Below are 23,727 nucleotides of genomic sequence, written 5' to 3'. Positions count from 1 at the left end.
TATGTCCCTCTTCCATTTCTTTATAAACGCTATTCCAAGAAGTCCCAAGCGCAAGGGACTCTTGATGCGTTTGTACTACGTTTGGCAAGAAGGCTTTACGCAAGTGGGGCACGCGGCGGCAGCGCTGATGCTGTTCTCGATGTTTGCAGGGGCGGTGCCTGGATTCTGGGCGGCGTGGGTGTTTTGCGGTTTGGACTTCATGTATTTCCTTGCGCTCGTGCCGTGCCTTTTCATGACCGCACGCAAGAGCAAGTTTAAGGCGGGTGACATTTCTGTTCGGAATGTTTACGAAGGTGAAACGACTACCGTTGACTTGCATGTTTTCGCTGAAGATAAGCTAAATGCAGTGTCGCTTGGCTGCTTCCGTATGGATCCATCGCTCAAGTGTGAGGAATCTGCGCTTGTGATGGTTGATGCTGGCGAGACGGCGAAACTCACTTGCAAAATCCAGACGAAAAAGCGCGGCGCATTTGAAATCCCGAAAGTGGCGTTGATCATCCCGGAAATCAATGGCGCCTTGCGTTATGCTGCAAATGCTGGGAAGGCCGAATTGCTCGTGTTCCCGCGCCCGTTGCGCGTGGGGGCGTTTCCGTTTTTGACATCGGGTGCGAGCGGTGCTGTGTTTGCTCCGCTGCTGATGCCGAGTCTTACGCGCGGGATGGACTTTGTAGGTGTGCGCGAATACCGCGAGGGCGATTCCTTACGCGATTTGCATCACAAAGCTTTTGCACGTTACGGCAAGCCTTTCACGAAGGAATTTGAAACTGAACGTGGTGCGGGTGCGATTCTCGTGCTGGATGTGACGGCACGTAGCTTGCGCGAAAAATCATCTGTTGAAATGCTGATCCGCTTAGCGGCTGGCGTTGGTTTGTGGCTCTTGGAACGTAAGGCGCTAGGACGTTTTTTCATTGGCGATGATGAAATTGCACTTGTAGAGGGCGATGGCGGCGTGAGCTTCTTGGAAGCGCTTGCGCGAATCCCGGCGACGTCTTGGCTGGAAACGCGCACGTCTCGAAATGCGACAAGCGCGCAGAAGCTTTGGTCTCCTGCGGCGCGCCCGCTTGGCCCTGTGCTCCGCATGGGACTTTTCGCGACCGATGATCCGCTCGTGCATAAGCAAGTGATTTTGGATGCTCATTCCAAGTTGACAGACGAATCTAAAAACGCAATTTCTGACGATGTTTTGTCTGTGAACGCCGCGCATCTCGAAAAAGCGTTTCAGGAACGTTCGTTTGAAAATTCCCATGAAGCGGAGGTCAGTCTATGATGAACTTCCGTGAAATTTGCAAGACGATTTTCTTCTGCATCGTCTCTATCAATTTGGGTGTTTCAAGCGGTTTTGAAATTCTTGGCGTTGTTTTTGCGGGCTTGTTTATCGCGATTCACGTCAAGCAATTTGTGCTTTCAAAGTCCGCAACGAATCAGAGAAAAATCCCGCGCTACAGAAAAGTTTTCGCTTACGGTGCGATTGTTCCGTGTGCGCTGTGGTGGGTGCTCACGCCGAGCGTTGAAATGGGCGTTTCGCCTTATTTGGTTTTTATTCCGGCGTGGTATTTGCTTTACTTGGCCTGGTTGCAAAAGCGGAGTCTCGGGAATGGCGGTTACGAAGTCTTTGTCGTGTTCAATGGTGTTGCTGCACTTTTCATGGGACTGTTCCAAGCGTCTCGCGCAATCGTGGTAAGCGCAATTGTGGCGCTTTTGCTTGCTGTGTATGCTTTTGGCCGTCCGCGTGTAGCTCTTTACAAACGATTGCTTTTCGTGTTGCTTTATGCGAGTCTGTGCGGCTCGTCGTATCTCGGTTTTAAATATTGGAAGAGCAATCGCTATTACAGTGGCCGTTGGGCTGAAGAATATTACGTCAAGAATCGCGTGATGGGATTTGATCCCGTGGCTGCGTTGGGTTCCTTCTCCAGTAATTACAATTCCAAGTACAATAGCGAAATTGTCCTCCGCGTTTGGGACACTCTTGCTCCCATGTACCTGCGGGCTGCCGCCTATGAAAAATATGTGGCGGGCATCTGGAAACTCCCGGCTGCGCCCGAAAAGAAGCTTTATCCGGCGCGCTATCGGGTGGATTACGCTGTCTTTGAATCCGAAGATTCTGCGGTGGCTGCGCCGAACGTCAAATCCGTTTGGGTGCAGGCGACTCTTGATAATTTCGGCTTTATGTTTGCCCCTCCGAATGTAGTGGGCGTGGCGAGCAAAAATGCGGACTCACTGAATTACTATTCGACGAATGTTTTTGCCGATGCAAACGGTGTGCGTAGCGACTGGTATTATTATGTGCCGGATTCTGCGGAAACTCTTGCGATTGCGGCTCATTCGTTGGCGCTTTCTTCGTTGGAATCAGAAAATCTTTCCGCATTCTTGCAGATCCCGAATAGAGAAAAATCTCTCCTAGATACAATTGCCGCGTCAATGTCTCTCCCGGCCGCGCATCTCGATAGCGCTCATCTCGATACAGATTCTGCGAATCTCGCTCTTCTCGATAGCGCTCAATTCGCCGTCAGAACTTTAAAAACAATAGAGTCGTACTTTATCCGTAATTTTAAGTATTCGTACATTATTCCCGGTAGAACTCCAGATTCAAAAACGGATCCCATTGCTTTGTTCTGGAAAAACAAGGAAGGTTATTGCGAGTATTACGCAACGCTTGCGGCACTCCTCTTGCGCCATCAGGGAATCCCTGCGCGCTATGTGACAGGCTTTGCGCATCCCGAATATGTTTCGGGGCGCCCGTATGCGACTTTCCGCCGCCGTCATAGCCATGCCTGGGTTGAAGTTTACATCGACCGAAAGTGGTATATTTTTGACCCGACTCCACCATTGACCGAAATGTCTTTTGCAAGACCCTCATGGTTGGCAGTAAAGCTTGAAGGTGTGAAAGGCCGGTTCTCTTATGTGATGCATTTGCTCAAGGATGGTGAATGGCGCCGCATCGTCGATGGCTGGCAAGCAGCTTCAGAACGTCTAGTGTCAAGCCCTGTTCTTTATGTTGTCCTTGCTATCTTGCTCCTGTTTTTTGCTTTGCTCAGGTTACGCAGTTCCCGGCGACAGCACAAGTTGCAAGCGGTCTCTAAAAATGCAGCCCAATGGATATCCCTCCTTGCCGATGCCGAAAAACGACTTGCTCGCTTGGGTTTCAGTCGCGCTCCCGGTGAGACGGTTTCCTCTTTTGCCAAACGTGTAGAACTCGCTTTAAATAACGTGCAGGCAAATGTGCAGGCATCAAAAAAGGCGAGCCTCAAGGACTCGCGCTTTGATCAGGAATGTTCTTTTGCGCTCAAGCAGTTGCAGGAATATGAATGCAACCGCTGGCGTAAAAACTAGTTCGAAGAAACGAAATTGTAGACTTCGTAGGCGTTTGCCTTGACAACGGCATCGGCGCTTTTCATTTCAGGTTCCAAAAAGTAAAGTTCCTTAATGGTCAACGCGACATCGTTACCGTCAATGTTGATTTCGGCTTGAATCGTCTTGTCATTTTGAGAACGGTCTATGCAGTCGTTACCGGCGGTTGCGTTAAGATGAATGGAATTGTTGATGATTTCCCAGTTTCCATAAATCTTTGTCGGTTTGCATTCAGCGGTGCTTTTTGATGAATTCGTAAACTCGAATTTGTTTACTTTCTTTTCATCGACGTAGAATTTTAGGGTTGCAGGATCTTCCCTGAAATTATGGCTTGGTTCAATGATATAAATAAATCCTTCGCCGGTAGGTTGAGGAATCGTTGGGCCTTCGGTGCTCCAGGTTCCCAGGATGCATTGTGCTGTGAGTCCTGCGGCGCACTCTTGAGCCTTTGATGGTGGCGTTGTTGTAGATTCGGCACAGGCGGTGAACATAGTTGCTGCAATGGCAATGAATGTCAAAGATTTGATTGTCATAAAGTCCTCGTTTTTATGGGAATATATATAAAAAATTCAATGTTGCTGAATCCTACAACGCGATTTTCCAAAGATTTAACAAAAGTCCTGTAGTTTAGGATATATTAGGAAGAGTTGTTGGGGGACTTTGGGGTCCCAAGGAGTGTAAGATGAATGTCTCACGGATAGTGGACTTGTTTTTGGGCATGGGCCTTGCTGTTTCTTCTGTTTTTGCAGCGCCAGACCCTAATTTTCACATCTATTTAGCGTTTGGTCAATCCAATATGGAAGGCCAGGGCAATATCGAAAGCCAGGATAGGACTGTCGATGAGCGGTTCCGGGTTCTTTGGTCTGCCGATAATGCGTCCTGTAACCAGGGGGCTTCCAAGGGCAAATGGTCCACGGCAAAGCCGCCTCTTGCGCATTGCAATAACGCAAAACTTGGCCCAACGGATTATTTTGGCCGCACGATGGTCGAAAAGACCGATTCCAAAATCAAGGTAGGCGTTATCGTTGTTGCTGTTGCGGGTTGCAGCATCCAGTTGTTTGATAAGGCAAATTACCAGAATTACATCAATTCGGTCAAGAATACCCAGAGCTGGATGACGGGATATATCAATCAATACGGTGGAAACCCTTATGGCCGTCTGATCGATATGGCAAAAAAGGCCCAGGAGGATGGCGTCATTAAGGGAATCATCTTCCATCAGGGTGAAACTGATGCCGGCGATGGCCAATGGCCTTCCAAGGTGAAGAAAGTCTATGACAATATCATTAAGGATCTTGGGCTGGAAAATGACATTCCTTTCCTTGCGGGCGAGGTCCTGCGTACCGGTTCGAGCAAGGGCGCGAATAACAACATTGCAAAACTCCCGCAGCAGTCGAAAAACTTTTATATCGTTTCGTCCGAGGGCTTTAACCAGGCTCTTGGTGATGGACAGAATGTCCATTTTACGGCTCAGGAATACCGCGATTTTGGCAAGCGTTATGCCGAGAAGATGATTGAAGTTCTTGGTGACAAGCTTAAGCCCGTTTCTGCTGAAGAGTCTAGCAGCAGTAGCGAGACTTTGTCGAGTTCGTCTGAGGTTTCTAGCAGCAGTGCGGTCTCTTCTAGTTCCACCGTTGGTGGGATTGTTATCCCCAATGCGGCCCGTACATTGAGTGTGGGGAAGGTCTCTTTTGTGGGTGGTGCTTTACAGGTCCCGCTGTCCCTTTCCCGTTCTGGCGTGGTGAATGTTCGTCTTTATTCCGTGCTTGGCAATGAAGTTGCGAATGTCAGCGAGTCTGTTGAACAGGGAACGAAAACGGTTTCTCTTTCCAAGAGGGGCTTGCATTCTGGTGTTTATGTGCTAAATGTCCAGATGGGTTCTGCAAGTATTACCAAGCGTATTGACTTGAATCGCTAGTTTTGATCCTGTAGGCAAAGGCTCTGCGCAGACCCGTGCAGGGCTTTTTTATATGCGAAAATGGCGTTGCAGATATCTACAACGAGTTTTGCCTTTTTTTTATTAAAGCCTTTAATTGAAGGGTATATTTAAGGTGTTAGGGATTTTTGCGCCTCAAGGAGTGATAGATGGCTGTCTCGCGTGTCGTGAGCATGTTTTTGGGTTTGGAACTAGCCGTTTCATCGGCCTTTGCTGCGCCAGATCCTAATTTCCATATTTATCTCGCGTTTGGACAATCCAATATGGAAGGCCAAGGCACGATTGAAAGCAAGGACAAGACGGTTGATTCTCGTTTCCAGATGTTTTCGACGATTGATAACTTTAATGGACGCAAGCTCGGAACGTGGAACGATGCGATTCCGCCTTTAGCAAATAAGCACGGCGGTTTAGGCCCCACGGATTATTTTGGACGTACCTTGGTCGAAAGATTAGACCCCCAGATTAAGGTGGGGGTCGTCGTGGTCGCGGTTGCAGGGTGCAGCATTGTATTGTTCGATCCCCCGGTTAGCGATAGCTATTGGAGTCAGCAGGCGGGCTGGTTTATGGATATCGTCAGGGATTATGGTGGCGATCCTTACCAGCGTCTGGTCGATATGGCGAAAAAGGCAAAGGAAGACGGTGTCATCAAAGGAATCATTTTCCATCAGGGCGAAACGGATGAGGGTGACAGTGATTGGCCGAACAAGGTCAAGAAAGTCTATGACCGCTTGGTCAAGGATGTTGGGCTTGATGAAAACATTCCATTTTTTGCGGGTGAGGTTCCGTATAACGGCAGTTCCAAAGGGACGAACAACAACATCAGGAAGCTCCCGAACAAATCCAAGAACTTCTATCTCGTTTCTGCCGAGGGACTCAATGACCTAGACATGTTGCGTATCCATTTCTCGTCGCAGGGGTATCGTGATTTTGGCAAGCGCTATGCTGAAAAAGTGATAGAGGTTTTGGGGGATGACCTCAAGCCTGTCTCGACTGAATCCAGCAGTAGCGAGGCTTTGTCGAGTTCGTCTGAGGTTTCTAGCAGCAGTATGGGTTCTTCTGGTTCTACTGTAGGTGGATTTGCTATACCTAATGCCGTTCATACAGTGAGCGTTGGCAAAGTCTCTTTTGATGGGGCTTTCTTGCGTGTGCCTGTGTCTATGGCACATTCGGGTGTCATAAGCGTTCGTCTTTATTCTGCGCTTGGTTCCGAAGTGGCTTATGCAAACCGCTTGTTGTCCGCTGGGCAAGGCGATGTCCTGATATCTAGGAAGAATATTTCTTCTGGGGTTTACATGATAAGCGTGGTGACGGCTTCATCTCACATTGTGCAGCGCGTGAATTTACAATAATAAGTTCTCCTCAATGCTAAGGGCTCCGTGTTCGCACGGGGTTCTTTCTTTATTTTTACGCTATACTAATAATTTCCAGTTCGTCGCCTACGACTTTGAACTTGACTTCGTGTTCTGCGAAGTTGAACCCGTAAACGCGCTCGGGATCGTTCTGGTAAGCGGGGCGCGGGTCCTGTTCCAATACCTCAATAAGTGCTGTGCGTTTATCTGCACTTAGCTTTGCGAGTGCATCGGGATTCTTGACGTGAACTTTGTTCTGCTTCACGGCGTCTGCAAAACCGCCGACTGCTTCGGGATGCGCGTCCGTGTAGGGAAGGTACGGCTTGATATCGACGATCGGTGTGCCGTCCATGAGGTCAGCGCCACTGACGATGATTTCCGGGCCTTCAGGCGTATCTAGGTTGATGCTTTCGATTTTCACGCAAGAAAGTGCGACCGGATTCGGGCGGAAGCTCGAACGCGTGGCGAAAACGCCGAGACGCTTGTTGCCGCCGAGTCTTGGCGGGCGCACGGTCGGGCTCCATGTGCTGCGGATGTTCTCCGAAAAAATCCACATGATCCACAGGTGGCTAAATCCTTCGAGACCGCGGAGCGCATCGGCATTGCGGAATTCCGGCTCAAAGCGTATCGTGGAACGCAAGTTCTGCACAAGCCCGCTCTGTCGCGGGATGCCGAACTTTTCTCGAAAGTCGCTCTTGATTCTCGCAATGATTTTAAACGTCAGTTCTTGCATCGCCTAACAACATAGCAAAAAAGAAAGGCTAGAGTTTAAAAGCGTTCGCTTTGCACTCTAGCCTTTTGAAGTGTGGGATTGATGATTATTGAAACTTTTGTTGTTGTCATGCCCGACGCTGAGCGGGCATCACCTTTAATACACTTTATTTAATCGCAATAGCCTTTTTCAAGAGCAACTTGCCGTTTGCGCTGACAACCTTTGCGATGTACTTGCCGTTCGGGATCTTCTTGAGGCTTACGCTTCTGTTGCCGTTCACGTCTGCGGAGAGGAGCGTCTTGCCGTTCAGCGCGATAACTTCGAGCTTGCTTTCGCTCGGAACGTTCACTTGCAGAGTTCTATTCTGCTGCGTGAGCGTCGCCTTGCCTATGTTGTGTGCAACCTTGTTGAGGCTTGTCGGCGGAACTTCGACAAATTCAGTGCCTTCCGGTGCGCCAACCACGAGACCGCGGCCGACTGTACTCATGTAGACAACGCCGAAGGTGTTCATGTCGCCCTGCACGAAGTTTCCGTTACCCGGACCGCCATACTGGTGGGCGTCATCGTTTATGCGTTCAAAGGTCTTGCACTTGTCGGTACTGCGGTAGATGCCGATCGGGTCGCCTTCCTTGGCTGCACCCCAGATGAAAATCGTTTCGTAGTCAGAACCTTCCTTAGCCTTGCCGATGCCAACGGAGATTGCGGTCTTGGCGCCTTCGCAGCGATTCCAGGATTTGCCGCCGTCTTCCGTGTAAGCAAGACCGTATTCCGTGAAGCCCTTCGGCTGCCAAACTTGAGCCTGATCCATCGGAACCCAGAGGTGTCCTTCTTTCTTAGGAACGGTGCGGATGAGGCCTGCGCCGTTGTAGTATTCTCCAGCCTGTTCGTTCTGCAAACGAGCGTCCTGTGCGGTGAAGTTCTTGCCGGCGTCTGTGGACTTGTAGAGTGTGCCCATTGCGCCCATCACGTAGAACGTCTTCGGATCTACCGGGTCTGCGACGATGCGGGCGTACTGCGTCTGTGTGCCGGTTTCAACGGCGGTCCATGTGGCGCCATTGTCGTCGGAGCGGTAAACGGTTGCGCTCTGGTCCGGGCGGTGGAGGATGACCTTGCCGTCTGCGGAGAGAACCACGAGGCCTTTGCCGCCCTTGAGCGTGGTCTTCACACTATCCCAAGTGGCGCCCATGTCTTCGGAACGGTACATGACGTTGTAATTGATCGATTCGTACTGGCCGTAAACGGTGATGATGCCCGTGCGGAGGAGCGAGCCGGAAAGCGGAGCGTATGCCATGCTTTCGGTCGTGCCGATAATCGGCGTGTGGCGCGGGGAACTCTTCTTGATGTCGGTGTAGACTGCGCCGTCGTAGTCACCAATGGCCGTGACGAGCGGGCCACCCGGAATGCTCACGATGTCGAGCGGAACCGTTTCTTCGATACCCACGGACTGGAATTTCCAAACGGGAACCTTGGCGGTGATATCATCGGTCTGGAAAATGCCGTTACCGCTGGTCACCCAGACTTTCTTGTTGTTGAACGGGTCGAACTCAATGGAACCTGCCCAGTGGATGGCATTCCCGTGAATCCAGTTGTTGCCGTTTTCGTCCATGTTCACGCCGTCGCCGTAGTGCTGACCGAACGTCCAGTTTTCGCCGCCGTCGGTTGTCACATAAATGCGGTCGCCGTAGTTTTCGGTCTTGTCCTTGAAGAAGTGGCGTCCGGTGTACTGGCCGAGCGTTGAAACGACGATGTGCTTCGGATCCTTCGGGTCAATGGCAATGCCACCGTAAGAGCAATTATTCTTTTCGTGGGCGATGGTGCCGTCTTCTTTTTCGTTATCGTCAAACGGGGTGATGTCGGTCCAAGTGCTGGCCTTGATGTTGTACTTGAAAACGCCGCCGCGAGAAATGTTATACGGACCCGGACCATCGGCGAACGTGATGTACATGCTGCCATCCACAATCTTTGCGCGATGCGGCATAAGACCGCTCGGAGCGCCCTTGATGACTTCCCAGGTGGCGCCGCCATCATGGCTGACCTGCAAGTTGTCCGTGGTTTCGGAAGTGCCAATGTAAATTGTTGCGGTGCTGCCGTCGGCGAGTTTGCCCTGTGCCGGGTCGAACATCACGAAGCTTACGCCGTTTACGCCGTTGAGGCTGCTTTCGGTTGCGGTAGATAGTGCAACTTTGTAGAGGCTTGTCCAGGTCTTGCCGGAGTCCGTGCTCTTGTAAACGCCCTTCGTGCGGCTGCCGCAGAGGACGATGTTAGACTTGTTCGGGTCCACGGCGAGCTTTTCACCCGTCTGGCGGCCCATGCCGTTACCGTGGGCGAGCATTTCCACGTAGCTTGTGTCCCAAGTGGCGCCCATGTCAGAGGAACGCAAAACAGCGGTGCGGCCCTTACTAAAGTAGCCGGTGCCGCCGAGCACGTAAATCTTTTTCGGGTCTTGCGGGTCGAGTGCAAAAGCTTCGGTGCCGTAGAGGCCTACGTCGTTTTGGCTGATCCAGTCCATCAACGGAATCCAACGGCTGCTTGTGGCATCCCAGCGGTAAATGCCGCCCACGTCGGTACGCGCGTAAATGAGACCTTCGACTGTCGGACTCGGCATAATGGCGCTCACGAATCCGCCTCCATCAAAGCGGACGTTGCCCCATTCGTACTTTTCGGCGTTAGCGGTCGTGGCGAGAGCTGCCAAAGTGGCGATGCCGATCAATGAAATTTTACCAAACATATCGTCTCCGTTGGAATTTTGAGAACAATTTAAACCCTTACAATCGTTGTTAATATATATAAATATTCAAAAAAGTGGTTCTTATTTAAACCTTAATTTGAGAAATATTTTGAGAACATTTCGAAAATGCTGGAAAAATGCACTACAAATACAAAAAATCCCCTCGATCAAGTCGAGAGGATCGTCAAAAAATCAAGTAACTAATGACTATTGACCTACGACCAATAACCAAAAAAAACTATTCAGCTCCGATACCAAGTCCTTTGAACGGCACGTACCTGATTTGGTTCTTGTTGTCGATGATGACGGCAACGCCAGAGAGGAAGTACGGCCAGTGTCTCGAAGCTGGATCGTGGAATCTGAAATTCACCGTTCCGTTCGAGGCGAAAACGGCGAGGGGGAGGACGAAGTCATCGTGGGAGCAAATGACGCGGAACTTGTTCATAGATGCGTAGTCCGGTGCGATATGCGTCTTGATGATTTCGTTCGTTTTTTCAGTCAAATCGTAGAATGCGTCGGCGTAAAGATTGTCGTAGGCCCAGCCTGCAATAACGAGACGGACGTTCTTGGTGGAGTCTTCGTAATATTTATAGCGTTCCTTGTCTTTCTTGTACCAGCTGATGGAATAAATTTCAGAAGAATCGTGCGGGAATGTCTGCTGCCCACGTCCTTGTGCGATGTAGAAGCAAGTCTGTTCTGTGCGGACGTATTTGGTGTGCGTGTATGTAAATTCGTCGGCACTGATGAGTTTTTTACCGACGGCGATGGATTGGCGAACGCCATCGGTTGGCTGACCGGCGATGGTATCTGGCTCACCTACCCAGTGGGTAAGCGGAGTTTCGGGACCGGTCTCTGCGTCACTGCGTTCGCCGTGGCGGATCACAAAAACAGCTTTTTCGTTGCAGCGGACGCTTTTGAACACGTCGCCGATATCGGCGAGGCCGATGGAATCGACGGCGATGGTTGCGACTGGCGTTTCAACGCAAGTCGGGTCAAGCGATCCTTCAGAACTTGATGCAGGCGGAACGCTTGCGTCCGAGGAACTGGTGCCGTCACCTGGATTTATTGCAGAGCTAGATGTGGCCTCGGCAGAACTTGTAGGGTCTTGATTGTCGTTTGAAGAACCGGGGGGCGTAACGCTTGAAAGAGGATCCGACTGGGTGGTCGAGGAACTTGACATGAATTTGTCGAAAGCGTTAGTCGGGTTGTCTTCGCCGCAGGCGGCTAAAAGCGAGGCGGAGAGGATGGCGCCGGTAAAAGCTAAAGAAATACGGGAAATTTTATGCATTGCGTGAAATTCCTTGTTTTATCTCTTTAAATTTACCCTTGTTGGGGGATTTCTTCAAGTAAATTTTTCCAAATACCTTCAAAAGGCCCCGTTTACAGCCCACTTCCTACTTCCTACTGTCTACTGAGTTATAGTTGATTTCGTTGCGGCGCTTGAGTTCCTTGTTGAGCGGCCAGTAAATCAGGGCGAAAACGATGTAACCGATGAGGAGTACTATCCAGTGGTTGAGTCCAAAGCCGATTTCTATGTAGCGCATCGTTACAAACATGAATGGCCCTGCGATGAGGAAGAGCGGGAGCTGTCTGCACTGGTCGCCGAGCGAATAGCGGCTCTCGTAACTTACGATGGAATTCATCATCGGGAAGCTGGTGCAGAAACCGCCCATCAGGCGCTTGATGAACATGAGGCCGGAAACGACGCCTGCGATGGCGGGCGCCTTGATGTAAACCGGGAGCGGGGTCTTGTAGCGCACGCCGGCCTTGTATTTTTGCTTCTGGAAGAAAATCACGCCGATGACAAAGTCAAAAACGCATGCGCCGATAAAGTACGCTTCGCCTTCAGGGATGCGCGAGTGCAAAAATGTCCCGAGCGCGACGAAAAACGCAAGGCCTGCGATAATTGACGGTACGATAGGTACTTTTACCTTGTAGTGGAGGATGCGTACAATGTGTACGTACAACATGCACATGAAGCCCGAGACTGCGTTCTCGGTGCCCATCGGGAGGCCGACGGCGATGTAGGCAAAACCGCAGGGGATGGGAATGGTCGCTGTGACCGCCTTGAGTTGCGGGTCCTTCAGGTAAGCGCTCAGGGTGCCGAGAGCGGTGACCATGAAAACGAGCAGCCAGTCGTATGCTGAAAAATGAAAATTTAACGCTTCAAACATCGTGCCCAAAGATAGAAATTTGCAAATCTGATAAACATCCTGGCTAACAGACGCACTGTGTCATGGCGGACTTGATCCGCCGTCTAGTCTAGATTCCGGCTCGATGGCCGGAATGACGTAAGAACTGACTGTAATAACTTGAAGCAGACAATAAACAATTACTATTTGCTATTATTGTCGTAGAGGTTTTTTCTATGAAAGTTTTAGTGACGGGTGTTGGTGGCCAGCTGGGTCACGATGTGATGAATGAACTTGCAAAGCGCGGTTACGAGGGAATTGGTAGCGATATCGCTCCATCATATTCTGGTGTAGCCGACGGTAGCGCTGTGACCACGATGCCTTATGTTCCGATGGATATTACGAATGCAGCTGCGGTTGCAGAAACCATCAAGAGTGTGAAGCCTGATGTGATTGTGCATTGCGCTGCTTGGACGGCGGTGGACCTTGCCGAAGACGAAGACAAGAAGGCGAAGGTCTTTGCAATTAACGCCGAAGGCACGGAAAACATTGCTCGCGTTGCTAAAGAAATTGATGCAAAGATGGTCTACATCAGCACGGACTACGTGTTTAATGGCCGTGGCACTTCTCCGTGGAAACCGGACTGCAAGGATTACGAACCGCTCAACGTCTATGGCGAATCCAAGCTCAAGGGTGAACTTGCCGTAAGCGGAACGCTTGAAAAGTATTTCATTGTACGTATCGCCTGGGTGTTCGGCCTCAATGGCAAGAACTTCATCAAGACGATGCTCAAGGTGGGCGAGACTCACGATACGGTCCGCGTCGTTTACGACCAGATTGGTACGCCGACTTACACGCTCGACTTGAGCCGACTTCTCGTCGATATGATTGAAACGGACAAGTACGGTTATTATCACGCTACGAACGAAGGCGGATTCATCAGCTGGTATGAATTCACGAAGGAAATCTACAAGCAGGCTGGGCTTCCGACAAAGGTGTTGCCGGTGACGACTGCGGAATACGGTCTCTCGAAGGCGGCCCGTCCGTTCAATAGCCGCTTGGACAAGAGTAAACTCGTGGAAGCTGGCTTTAAGCCGCTCCCCACATGGCAAGATGCGCTTGGCCGTTACCTCAAGGAAATCGGCGTAATCGCGTAGGTGCGCCGCCATTGCTACTTCGTCATCCTGAGGGCGAATGCCCGAAGACAACCTCATAAGGCGAGAGTCGCAGCCATACTCGTATGGATATGACCGAGCCAAAGAGGTTGGGGCTTGCCCCATCCATTATTTCTTGTTTTACGAGAATCTTTCGTACAAGGCGTCTCGTTCCACCGGAACGAGGCCTTCTTTTATTATAAGGCTCTTCATCCGTTCCGGACTCATGCCCACGGGAACCGTGGCGCCTGCGGCATGCGTAATCTTCTCTTCGATAATCGTGCCGTCCAAATCCGATGCGCCGGCGTGGAGCGCCTTCATCGCGGTTTCAATGCCCATCTGGATCCAGTAAGCCTTGATGTGCGGGAAGTTGTCCAGGAACAGGCGCGAGACGGCGACCGTGCGCAAGATATCTTCTTCGCTTGTGATGTTCGGGACAATCTTGTGGAGTGCATTGTGTTCCGGGTGGTACACGAGCGGTATGAATGCGAAAAATCCTGGAGCTTCGTCTTGTAGGTCGCGGAGCATCTTCATGTGCGCGATGCGATCTTCAATCTTTTCGATGTGCCCAAAGAGCATGGTCGCGTTCGTCGGGATGCCGAGCTTGTGCGCGGCGCGATGGACATCGAGCCATTCTTCGCCAGTTTCCTTGCCCGGACAAATCTTGTCGCGTACACTTTGTACTAAAATCTCGGCGCCGCCGCCGGGGAGCGCATCAAGGCCTGCGTCCTTGAGCGTTGCCATGATCTGTTCGGGCGTCTGGCCAGAAATCTTCGCGAAGTGGCAAATTTCGACGGCGGTAAATGCCTTCAAGTTCGCGGATGGAAATTCCTTGCGGAGCTTGCGCAACATCTCGATGTAGTAATCGAAAGGATGGTCGGGATGGAGACCGCCGACAATGTGCAGTTCGCGGGCACCTTTGCTGATTGCTTCGGCGGCCTTGTCGCGGATGGTTTCGTAATTCCAGTCGTAAGCGGTCGGGCTATCTTTCTTGATGCGGCTGAATGCGCAGAATTTGCAGTGCAGCACGCACACGTTCGTGTAGTTGATTTGGCGGTTATTCACCCAGTAAACGGACTTGCCGTGGCGCGCTTCTTTTTCGGCGTTGGCGCGTGCGCAAAGTTCGTCGAGCGGTGCGTTCAAAAATAAATCGAGAGCTTCTTGTTCTGAAATGCGAGACATGCTGTAAATATATTTATTTTGGAGTTACTAGTTCTGAGTTACTAGTTACTAGAACTTAAAAACAAAAAAAACGCAGATTGAAATCTGCGTTTTTTAGTAGCGGGGGCAGGACTTGAACGCTGCGACCTTCGGGTTATGAGCCCGACGAGCTACCAACTGCTCCACCCCGCGTCGAGGTTGATCCATATATAGAAAATAATAATAGATTTGGCAAGCCTAAGGTGCAGAGTAAATTGCAGAATAAGCTTTTTTTATGTTTTTTCCGCCGTTTTTAAGCGAAATTCCATTACACAAATTTTTTCAAAATGTGCTTGCTTGCGTAGAAATAATCAATTCCGCTGATGAGTGTAATAGCTGTTATGATCCCCATCACAATAATGGGGAACTGATGCCAAATCCCTTCGAATCCTGGAATCAAAGCACGGACAGGTTCGATAGCTCCGAGGAGAATTGCGACAATGCCGATCCCTTGCAACGCTGTTTTCCATTTACCACTGCGACGTGCCGGCATAATGAGGCCTTCACTTGCGGCGAGTGTTCGGAGTGTTTCCACGCTCGATTCACGGAAGTAAATCAAGGCGACCATCCAAACAGAGGCATAGCCTGTTGCGATAAAGCACATGAAAATCGTCATGTTCGAAATCTTGTCGCTGAACGGGTCGAGGTACTTGCCGAGCGTACTGACTTCGCCCATCGAGCGGGCGAGCTTGCCGTCCAAAAAATCCGTGAGCATAAAGCCCAGCACCATTACAAGCGCAAGAATTTTAAACACGAGATTGTTGTTGCTGTAATCCAGATCGTTATCGTAGAAGAACACCCAGAGGAAAAACGGCGTAAGCACAATGCGGCTCATGGTGAGCTGGCTTGCGATTGAAAGAGGTTTGCGATGTGCCGGGTCGCGGTAGTACCAGTATGCGTATGCGGCGGTAGAAGCGGCGATGAGCAAGATGGAAACGACCATCATGATTTGTTGGAGGTTTTCCAGATTCAATAGATAGACGCCCATCGTAATTGTCACGGAGAGATTGGCGAGCTTGCTCCAGCGGCGCTTGCGGGGGAGCTGCTTACCTTCGCGGAGGACTCCAAGCGAAAATAGGGTATGCGCAATGAGTCGCGCCAGCAAAACGGCGCATCCGACGGCTAAAATCTTTTCAACATTTTCATTCTGGATCAGGTCGCGGGCAAAAATGCTTGCCATCACGATAAACTGTAAAAAACCGTCAATGGTATTAAGCCAAAGTCTGTAGTAGGGCTTTTCGATTTCCTGGCTCTTGAGCTGGAACAGGTTCACCCAGCCCATGATGAGCGCGATACCAACAAAGGAACACGCCATCGTGGTCCAGTCTTCCCAAATGAAGATTATGACGCAGACAAAGATGAGTGCGCGTAAAATGCTCCATACGCGCGATCTCAAACGAACATCAGAAGTATTTTCTGGTTCTGTCATAAATTATTCTCCAACAGTTGCTTTGCATGGGTATGAACAGTTTCAGATGTTCCACCTAACATTCTAGCAATTTCTTCGATACGTCCGTTCTTGTCGAGGTCGATAATGGTCGTAAAAGTCCTACCTTCAACCTCTTTTTTGCTCACGGCGAGCTGATTCTGGGCGCGGCTTGCGACTTGATGCAAGTGGGTGATGGTAAGTACCTGGTGGTGCTTGCCCAAATTGCGCAGTGCATCGCCGATGCTGTTGCCTGTTTCTCCTGAAATTCCGGAATCCACTTCGTCGAAAATCAGGAGCGGGACCTTGTCGAGGTCTGCCATGACGCTCTTGATGGCGAGCAGCACACGGCTGAGTTCGCCGCCCGAAACTGCCTTTTGCAAAGACTTCTCGCCTTCGCCCGGGTTCGGGGCGAGCAAAAACTCGATGCGGTCGGCGCCGTTTGGCGTCGGGTCCTGTTCGGTGATGCTCGTGAAGAACTTGGCTTTCGGCATGCCGAGGCTGTGCAAGATTTCTTGCACGGCCGAGTCGAAGCGCTGAGCGGCTTCACGGCGCTTCTCGGTGAGACTTGCTGCGAGGCGGTAAGTCTCAGCCTTGTGAGCCTCTGCCTTGCGCCTGAGTTCGTCAAGGTCGGCATCGAGGTTCTCGAGGCTGTCGAGTTCCTGCTTCCGTTGTTCGGTGAGCGCGATGAGTCCGGCGACGTCGGTGCGGTACTTGCGCTTGAGCTTTTGAATCGTTGCGATCCTAGAATTGGCTCGGTCGATTTCAACAGGACTCATGGACTTTGATGGGCGGAGCCTTTGCAAGTCCTTGCAAATTCCTTCGAACGGATCGGCCACTTCAACGAGTGCGTTCAAGTCTTCTTCGTAATGCGGAATCTTTTGAGCGAGACTGCGCAATTTGTACTGAAGGTTCTGGACCTGTTCCAAGATGCCGTTATCGCAACCAATCAATCCTTGAATTTCATTCAGCAGATTGTGTTCCGCTTCGCTCTTGCTTGCAACGTTGACTTTTTCTTCAAGCTCTTCTTCTTCGCCATCGCGGAGTGCCGCCTTTGAAAGTTCATCGTACTGGAATTTCAAAAAGTCCTTTTGCTGCGCCAGATCTTTGGCGTGCGCTTCAGTCTTTTGAATTTCGGCGAGAACGTTGTTCCATGCGTTGTAGCTTTTTGAATAGTTTGTTAGCAACTCATTGTTGTTCGCGTATTCATCGAGCATCTTTGCATGCGTACGGATGTCTCGCAATAACAGCTGTTCGCTCTGCCCGTGCATCTGGATAAGCGATTCGCCAAGCTCCTGCAAATCCGAGAGGCTCACAACGGAACCGTTCACGCGGGCGCGTCCCTTTCCGTTTTCAAGAATCTCGCGGCGGATGATGAGTTCATCGTCATCGTCGAGTTCTAACTTTGCAAGAATTTGTTTGACTTCGGGTTCGTTCGAAATGTCGAATGTCCCTTCGATGACCGCTTTTTCTTCGCCTGTGCGGACCATCGACGCTTGCGACTTGTCTCCGCAGACCATGCGGAGCGCTTTCATCAAGACGGACTTGCCGGCGCCAGTTTCACCCGTGATTGCAGTAAAACCTTCATGGAACGGGACGCTTGCCTCGGCAATGAGTGTAAAGCTGTTTATTGTGAGTTGCTTTAACATGTTGTATAAGTTAAAAATAAATAATATCAGCTATGGGGTATGGGGTCGCTCGTAAACTCGCTTTGGGGTGTGCTTTTGCCCATAGCCCAAAGGGAGCCGAAGGCGACCGAGCCCATACCTGAAAACCTAATTCCTATTTTTCAAACTCTATAATACTTCTATAAATAGGTCTGCCTTCTTTCTTGTACTTGCGTTCGAATCCGGTCATGATGCCTTCGGTAGGTTCTGCCGTATTGCGGACAAGCACCTTGCAAGTCGGATAGGCGTCGAACGTTTCAAGGGCGATTTCGTTGTATTCCTTGTGGTCGGTGCCCCAGTAGAAAATGCGCTTGCCTGGTTTAAGGCAACGGGCGACTTCATCAAGGAAGTCAGGGCGCAGCAAGCGGTTCTTGTGGTGGCGTTCCTTTGGCCACGGGTCCGGGAAGTACATGTGGAATGCGTCCACTGTGTTGTCCTTCACGGCATCGCGCAAGAAGTAGAAAACGTCACCGCGCAACATGGCGGCATTGCCTTGAGCAACGATACCGCGCTTTTCCATGCGTTCGTGCGCAAAAGCGGCCCAAGTGAAGTCCCATTCGCTACCCATGATAAAGTAGTCCGGATGCTTCTCGGCGTAGTCTGTCATGAAGTTGCCCTTGCCACTTCCGATTTCGACTTCGATGTGTCCGTTTTCGTTCGGGAACATGTCCTTCCAGGTGAAGTCAAGCTTGTGCGGCAAGCCGTCTGGCGTCTTGATTGGCTTGCGGTCGCCATTTGTGCGGAATACGTAATGCCACAGCGCCTTCATTTGCGGGTCCTGACTCAAGTCGCGGTAAAACTCTGGAATCACGACTTCCTTCGGAGCCTTTTCTTCTTCTAAAATTTCGTTGTTGGTTTCTTCTGCCATGTTTTTGTTCCTATTAAACTTTACTGGATCCTTCGACGGAGTTTACCCTGAGCTTGTCGAACGGGCTCAGGATGACACTGTTTGCGCTTCTTGTTCTGCGGTTTGTCCGTGCATTTTTCTTCCTACTTCCTACCGTCTACTAAACGAACGCTACGATCCTCTCCTTGAACTTGTCTGGGATTGCCTTGTCAAGCATCTCGCGGATGTGCCTTTCGGAATACTTCATCGAGAAGTGGCTCAGGATGATTTTCTCGCACTTGATTTCGTCGTCGAGTTCGTTGAGTGCATGCACGATATCTTTCAAGTGGCTGTGGCCCTTCTTTTTGCTCATCGCTTCTTCGCCATCGTCGAGGAACGTGCATTCTGTAATCAGCACCTTCGACTGGAAAACGCGGCTGTTGTCGAGCAGGCTTTCGCCAAGACAATCGCCCATAAAGCTCACGAGCGGCTCATAAACTTCGCGCGTGATTTCGACCCCGTTCTTGCGGAGTTCGATGATTTCAGTCGGCGTCTTTCCCAGGAATTCTTCCTTGAGCTTCTTCTTGTAAAAGTAGAGCGTACCGCCCATCGCCGGGATGGAGTGCTTGACTTCGAACGCTTCGAGCGCAAGGTCCTTGCGGTATCTCAAAAATTGCAATTCGCCTGCGGTGACCGGTTCAATTTCCGGGTAACGGAATTTCGATTCGCCAACGCCTTCGAACAAAGCTTCTGCCTTGATCCAAGCCTTTGCGTTTTCGCTTACGCATTCGGGCATGTAATAAACGCTGTCGCGTTCTACGCCCATCATCTTGCGCAAACTGTGGTGACGCATCAGGCAACGCGCGTGGTCGCCGTGCGCATGTGTCAGGAACACGTGGTTCAGTGGAATCGCTGAGAGCGGGCATTCGCCCATGTCAATGCAAAAATCCAGCTCTGGAATTTGGATGTACGTCGCAAGTCCCGAAATGGAAAATCCAGAAATGGGCGAGCACGGCGTATCGACGTGGATCTGCCGCAGTGCGTTGTGTATGTACTTATTTTCGTTCACTTTTTTACCGTTCGATAATTTAGCAAAAAAGAGAATCAAAAAAATGACACTAAAAAAAGCAGCCCCTTAAGAGCTGCTAAAAACTTGTTCGATTTGTTTTTATCGGTTTGCGATGATTCTATCGAATTCTGTGCAGGACATGGTCTCGATGTTTACACCCATTGCCTTGCTTCGGGTTCTGTCATTTCCCTTTTTTTCTGGGATGCGGAAGCAGTAGTCGTACTTGTTTCCCTTATCGGTTGGAATCCCCATTTTGAAAATGCGGAGTCTTTCAGATCCCTTATTTGTAATTTCGTGGTAATCGTAAGTGTTCTTGATCTTTTCAAGACGCTTATCCAGGCCGAATTCGAGTTCATGCGTGATCGGCCCTTCAAGGTTGATCGGGAGGGAGTTCTGGAAACGGAGTTCGAGCTTGCCGTTCGTTTTTACAATCGATGTTTCAGAAGGCTTGATCAGATAGCGCTGTTGCGGGATGTTCTTATAGGCGATGTTGTGACGGCTAGCCTTGCGGACCCCACAAACTTCACGCATGTCGGGATTTGCGACAAAGTCGATGTCGCGGCAAATAGGCGGGAGATCGGTTGGGATAACGAGTTCTTCACCTTTTTGTGCAGAAGAACCTGCACAACCGGCTAAGAACGAAATTGCAAGAAAGCAAGAGGACAACAAGATATTATTCTTCATGCTTTCAAATATAAGATTATTAGACATATTTGTGAAATTTTTTTTGAAAATGAATAAAATAGGTGTGTTTTTCTGTACAAAAATGCGATTTTGTAAACATTTATAAACTTTTTGGCCGGGTAGGAGGCTTAGTACCCTTTGGATATTCAAAAAATATTCTATCTTTGGCTGTAAAATTGAGATTGGGGTCAAAATGAAGATCTACAGCTGGAACGTCAACGGTATTCGTTCCGTACTGAAAAAAGGCTTTGAAGATTGGTTCACTGCGACCGATCCCGATGTGCTTTGCCTTCAGGAAGTCCGCGCCGAAAAAAGCCAGGTTGCTGAAGTGGCAAGCCGTGAAGGCTATTATACCTACTGGAACGCTTGCAAGCGCAAGAAGGGTTACAGTGGTGTGGCCGTGTATTCAAAGATTGAACCGGATGCGGTCAATTATGGCTTTGACATCGAGGAATTCGATGAAGAAGGCCGTGTGCTCCAGCTGGTGTTCCCGGACTGGGTGCTCAACTGCATTTATTTCCCGAATGGCGGCCAGGGCGATGATCGCTTGGACTACAAGCTCCGCTTCTACGACGCGTTCCTTGAAAATTCCAAGCAGTGGTTGCGCGATGGCAAGCATGTGGTGACTGTCGGTGACTACAATACCTGCCACAAGGAAATCGATATTGCCCGCCCGAAGGAAAACGAGAACGTGAGCGGTTTCTTGCCGATTGAACGTGCCTGGATGGACAAGTACGTTGAAAACGGCTTTGTCGATACGTTCCGTACATTGCACCCGGACACCCGCGATGCCTATTCCTGGTGGTCGAACCGTTTTGGTGCCCGTGAAAGGAATGTGGGTTGGCGTTTGGACTATGGCTTTGTCGATGCCGCGCTCATGCCGAATGTGGTAAGTTCCGAAATTTTGAGCGATGTGAAGGGTTCTGACCATTGCCCGATCTGCCTGGAACTCGAGCCGCCGTTCCTTCCGATTCCAATAAAGAAATCAGACGACATTTAACAGTTAAATTAACTTAATTAAGAAACTCCCGACATTTGACATGCCGGGAGTTCTTTTATAGAAATATTATTCTTAATCGAAGTTGTAGAAAAGAGATATGCTAAATGCCGTCGGTTCGTCGATTTCTTTAGGTTTGTGTCGGTTGCCTCCTGTAATCTCTATGGATGCATCCAGAGTCACATTGTCAGAAAGCTCGATCTTCGCTCCTATATCAAAGATAACACCGAAATTAGTGGAAGTGATTTCGGTGGAACTGTTGTAGGGGGCTTCTTTCCCCTTGATGATTTCGAGGGCTGTGTAAATTGTAAAGCTTTTGAACAAGATGTCGATTTCGGTACCAAAGTGGAGGTATTCATTGATCCATTCGTCGCCCAGCATGATGCCAATATACTTGGACCATATAACGCTTGTGAAAATGTTTGAATGCTGCATGCCCAAATCGACAGCAAAATTACCTTGTTTTAAATAGTTTGTGCCTGGCAGGTAGCCGTCTACATAGAGGCTGAATCCCGTTGAAAGCTGAAATTTCAAACCGATTTGTGAATTCATAATACCGAATAGGTTGGATTCGTCAATTTCTTTATGGGTACTGTCGGTGCTGAAGATTCCAAATGGTACAATTGCAGAAAGCTCAAGCCAGCTAAGCGGTGAAAAACGAGCGCCCGCAGCAAGCATCGGACCTGAAACTGGATCCATAGTCATGTAGCTAATTTGACCAGCAATTTGGATAGAGCCTTCTTTTTGAATGGGAAGGTTGTCCCATGACGCATGAGACAAAGTTGCTAATAAAGCAAAACCGATGATTAATTTTTTGATCATACATTCATTCTTTTATTTGTTTTTATATAATATACAAAATAAAAATCCTGACACTTTGTGTGTCAGGACTCTAGCAACTAAAAACTATTGACCAATGACTAATGACCAATAACCAACGACTAACTATGCAGGTATTCGATGATTGCGTCGTGAATCGTGGTGAACACGCTGCGGAGTTCGTCTTCGTCTTCTTCCAAAAGCGTCACGCGGAAGCCCTTGAGGTCCGTGCAGAAGCTCGTGCTCGGCACAACGCAGATGCCCTTTGCGCCTAGGAGGTAGTACACGAAGCGGTAGTCGAGATTCGTCGTCTTGCTGCACCATTCTTCGACTTTCTTCTTGATAATCGGATTGTCGATCTTCAGCGTCTGGTGATTGTTGAGGGTCCCTTCGCGGAAGATGATGGTGTTGTAGAATGCGCCGTAAGTCGGGTTGAAATACAGCTCCGGAATGTCGGAGAGGATTTCGTTGATGATGGCGCTCCTGCGACCGATCTTTTCGTTCAACGCCTTGCGGTGTTCCATGAAACGCGGATCGCCGAGAACGCGCGGAATCGTCATTTGCGGGAGCGTTGTCGAGCAGACTTCCACCATCTTTGCATTGTCGATAGCGCGGCAGAAGGCGTCGAACTGTTCGTCCTTGTCGCGGTTGTAGTATTCAGCCCAGCCGCAACGAGCGCCCGGCCACGGGTATTCCTTGGAAATGCCCTTGAGTGCAATGCCCGGAACGTCACCGATGTATTCGGCGAGCGCATAAGCATGGGCGCCATTGTACGTAATCTTGTTGTAGATTTCGTCGCAGATGATGAACAGGCCGTAGCGCTTGGCGATATCGACCATCTTCTGGAGGATTTCGAGCGGGTAGACCATGCCGGTCGGATTGTCCGGGTTCAGAATCAAGATGCCCGCGATGCTCGGGTTGTACTTCACCTTGTTCTCGAGTTCTTCGAGGTCCGGGTACCAGTGGTTTTCCGGCTGCAGACGGTAAGTGATAGGAGCCGTGTGGGCGTGGGCGGCTTCGGCTGAACTATGCGTAGAGTATGCCGGTGCCGGTCCGATGATACGGGTGTTCATCGACAGAAGGCTATAAATGGTGGCAATAGCATCACCGAGACCATTGAAGAAAACGATATCTTCGACGTTGATCTGTGCGCCGCCGAGCTTGTTGTTCTCTTTCACCAAGAATTCGCGCGTTTCGAGCATACCCTTGGACGGGCAATAGCCGTAGCTGCGGTTCGTGCGGACGAGGTCAACGACAATGTCCTTGATCCAGTCGGGAACTTGACATTTCTTTTCAATCGGGTCACCGATGTTTTCCCAATGGATTGGCAAGCCGAGTGCCTTGAGCTGGTTCGCCTTCTTCACGATCTCGCGGATTTCGTAAGAAAGTTCCTTAGCACCTTCGCTCAACAATCTTCTACGCATTTTAGACTCCTATAGCGGTATCGAAAATTCACTTTTTTACTGCGTAATTATAGAATAATATTCATTCTGTAATGTTATGCCTGCGTCATCCTGAACCCTGTAAAGGGCTAAGGATCCAGAGCATTATTAGGTAAGAATTTTCGATTCCTTGTTTTATGGTTAATTTTTTGGGTATAAAAGTTTAGGGTATAAAAAAAGACAGCCGTTTGCGGGGCTGCCCTTGAAACTTTTAATCTGAGTTTTTCGCGTTATGCTT

General features: G+C 49.9%; 19 protein-coding genes and 1 tRNA gene. 6 read left to right on the top strand and 14 right to left on the bottom strand.

What is annotated here, in order from left to right:
• The first annotated feature begins 1 nt into the window (after position 1).
• Positions 2 to 1,267 carry a DUF58 domain-containing protein gene (locus B7990_RS06645; RefSeq protein WP_088640220.1) on the top strand — a complete coding sequence of 422 codons (1,266 nt, stop codon included), beginning with the start codon at positions 2 to 4 and terminating at the stop codon, positions 1,265 to 1,267.
• Positions 1,264 to 3,330: a transglutaminase family protein gene (locus tag B7990_RS06640; RefSeq protein WP_088640219.1), complete on the top strand. Its 2,067-nt coding sequence runs from the start codon at positions 1,264 to 1,266 to the stop codon at positions 3,328 to 3,330. The genes B7990_RS06645 and B7990_RS06640 overlap by 4 nt, the downstream gene beginning before the upstream one ends.
• Here the strand turns inward: B7990_RS06640 and B7990_RS06635 are convergent.
• Positions 3,327 to 3,881 (bottom strand): hypothetical protein, encoded by a 555-nt coding sequence (locus B7990_RS06635; protein WP_088640218.1) that lies wholly within the window; start codon positions 3,879 to 3,881, stop codon positions 3,327 to 3,329. The two genes, B7990_RS06640 and B7990_RS06635, sit on opposite strands and share 4 nt — an antisense overlap.
• Before the next feature lie 149 nt (positions 3,882 to 4,030).
• Here B7990_RS06635 and B7990_RS06630 point away from each other — a divergent pair, with 149 nt between their 5' ends.
• Positions 4,031 to 5,266: a sialate O-acetylesterase gene (locus B7990_RS06630; RefSeq protein WP_088640217.1), complete on the top strand. Its 1,236-nt coding sequence runs from the start codon at positions 4,031 to 4,033 to the stop codon at positions 5,264 to 5,266.
• A gap of 167 nt (positions 5,267 to 5,433) precedes the next feature.
• The gene (locus B7990_RS06625) at positions 5,434 to 6,633 is read left to right on the top strand and encodes a sialate O-acetylesterase (RefSeq protein ID WP_088640216.1); all 1,200 of its coding nucleotides are present in this window, start codon (positions 5,434 to 5,436) and stop codon (positions 6,631 to 6,633) included.
• Positions 6,634 to 6,688: 55 nt separating this feature from the next.
• Here the strand turns inward: B7990_RS06625 and tsaA are convergent, their stop codons facing one another.
• From tsaA to B7990_RS06605, 4 genes are all read right to left on the bottom strand, one after another.
• Positions 6,689 to 7,366: a tRNA (N6-threonylcarbamoyladenosine(37)-N6)-methyltransferase TrmO gene (tsaA, locus tag B7990_RS06620; RefSeq protein WP_088640215.1), complete on the bottom strand. Its 678-nt coding sequence runs from the start codon at positions 7,364 to 7,366 to the stop codon at positions 6,689 to 6,691.
• Between the two features lie 145 nt (positions 7,367 to 7,511).
• The gene (locus tag B7990_RS06615; RefSeq protein WP_088640214.1) at positions 7,512 to 10,073 is read right to left on the bottom strand and encodes a 1,4-beta-glucanase; all 2,562 of its coding nucleotides are present in this window, start codon (positions 10,071 to 10,073) and stop codon (positions 7,512 to 7,514) included.
• A 238-nt stretch (positions 10,074 to 10,311) separates the two neighbouring features.
• Positions 10,312 to 11,361: a histidine phosphatase family protein gene (locus B7990_RS06610; RefSeq protein ID WP_088640213.1), complete on the bottom strand. Its 1,050-nt coding sequence runs from the start codon at positions 11,359 to 11,361 to the stop codon at positions 10,312 to 10,314.
• 106 nt (positions 11,362 to 11,467) lie between these two features.
• Positions 11,468 to 12,247 (bottom strand): hypothetical protein, encoded by a 780-nt coding sequence (locus B7990_RS06605; protein WP_088640212.1) that lies wholly within the window; start codon positions 12,245 to 12,247, stop codon positions 11,468 to 11,470.
• A gap of 194 nt (positions 12,248 to 12,441) precedes the next feature.
• Here B7990_RS06605 and rfbD point away from each other — a divergent pair, with 194 nt between their 5' ends.
• Complete coding sequence (gene rfbD / locus B7990_RS06600; RefSeq protein WP_088640211.1) at positions 12,442 to 13,362, top strand: dTDP-4-dehydrorhamnose reductase; 921 nt, start codon at positions 12,442 to 12,444, stop codon at positions 13,360 to 13,362.
• Positions 13,363 to 13,500: 138 nt separating this feature from the next.
• Here the strand turns inward: rfbD and mqnE are convergent, their stop codons facing one another.
• From mqnE to B7990_RS06565, 7 genes are all read right to left on the bottom strand, one after another.
• Positions 13,501 to 14,541: an aminofutalosine synthase MqnE gene (gene mqnE, locus B7990_RS06595; RefSeq protein ID WP_088640210.1), complete on the bottom strand. Its 1,041-nt coding sequence runs from the start codon at positions 14,539 to 14,541 to the stop codon at positions 13,501 to 13,503.
• 97 nt (positions 14,542 to 14,638) lie between these two features.
• Positions 14,639 to 14,712: transfer RNA gene (locus B7990_RS06590), tRNA-Met, on the bottom strand.
• Positions 14,713 to 14,827: 115 nt separating this feature from the next.
• Complete coding sequence (locus B7990_RS06585) at positions 14,828 to 15,988, bottom strand: CDP-alcohol phosphatidyltransferase family protein (RefSeq protein ID WP_088640209.1); 1,161 nt, start codon at positions 15,986 to 15,988, stop codon at positions 14,828 to 14,830.
• Positions 15,985 to 17,634: a DNA repair protein RecN gene (gene recN, locus B7990_RS06580; RefSeq protein WP_088640208.1), complete on the bottom strand. Its 1,650-nt coding sequence runs from the start codon at positions 17,632 to 17,634 to the stop codon at positions 15,985 to 15,987. Before recN ends, B7990_RS06585 begins: the two co-directional genes overlap by 4 nt.
• 133 nt (positions 17,635 to 17,767) lie before the next feature.
• On the bottom strand, positions 17,768 to 18,520 hold the full coding sequence (locus tag B7990_RS06575) for a tRNA (guanosine(46)-N(7))-methyltransferase TrmB (RefSeq protein WP_088640207.1): 753 nt from the start codon (positions 18,518 to 18,520) through the stop codon (positions 17,768 to 17,770).
• 139 nt (positions 18,521 to 18,659) lie between these two features.
• Entirely contained in the window at positions 18,660 to 19,547 is an 888-nt protein-coding gene (locus B7990_RS06570; RefSeq protein WP_254917369.1) for an MBL fold metallo-hydrolase, read from the bottom strand.
• Positions 19,548 to 19,646: 99 nt separating this feature from the next.
• Complete coding sequence (locus B7990_RS06565) at positions 19,647 to 20,231, bottom strand: hypothetical protein (RefSeq protein ID WP_254917368.1); 585 nt, start codon at positions 20,229 to 20,231, stop codon at positions 19,647 to 19,649.
• A gap of 193 nt (positions 20,232 to 20,424) precedes the next feature.
• Here B7990_RS06565 and B7990_RS06560 point away from each other — a divergent pair, with 193 nt between their 5' ends.
• Entirely contained in the window at positions 20,425 to 21,231 is an 807-nt protein-coding gene (locus tag B7990_RS06560) for an exodeoxyribonuclease III (RefSeq protein ID WP_088640204.1), read from the top strand.
• Between the two features lie 72 nt (positions 21,232 to 21,303).
• Here the strand turns inward: B7990_RS06560 and B7990_RS06555 are convergent, their stop codons facing one another.
• Both B7990_RS06555 and B7990_RS06550 read right to left on the bottom strand, forming a co-directional pair.
• Positions 21,304 to 22,050 carry a hypothetical protein gene (locus B7990_RS06555; RefSeq protein WP_088640203.1) on the bottom strand — a complete coding sequence of 249 codons (747 nt, stop codon included), beginning with the start codon at positions 22,048 to 22,050 and terminating at the stop codon, positions 21,304 to 21,306.
• A gap of 119 nt (positions 22,051 to 22,169) precedes the next feature.
• A complete protein-coding gene (locus B7990_RS06550; RefSeq protein WP_088640202.1) occupies positions 22,170 to 23,471 on the bottom strand; it encodes a pyridoxal phosphate-dependent aminotransferase in 1,302 nt (433 codons plus the stop codon).
• Between the last annotated feature and the right edge of the window lie 256 nt (positions 23,472 to 23,727).

It is taken from the genome of Fibrobacter sp. UWB4 (assembly GCF_002210345.1).
Classification (GTDB): Bacteria; Fibrobacterota; Fibrobacteria; order Fibrobacterales; family Fibrobacteraceae; genus Fibrobacter.
Note: the sequence above shows the minus strand (reverse complement) of the source record. Positions and strands in the feature narration are given on the sequence as shown.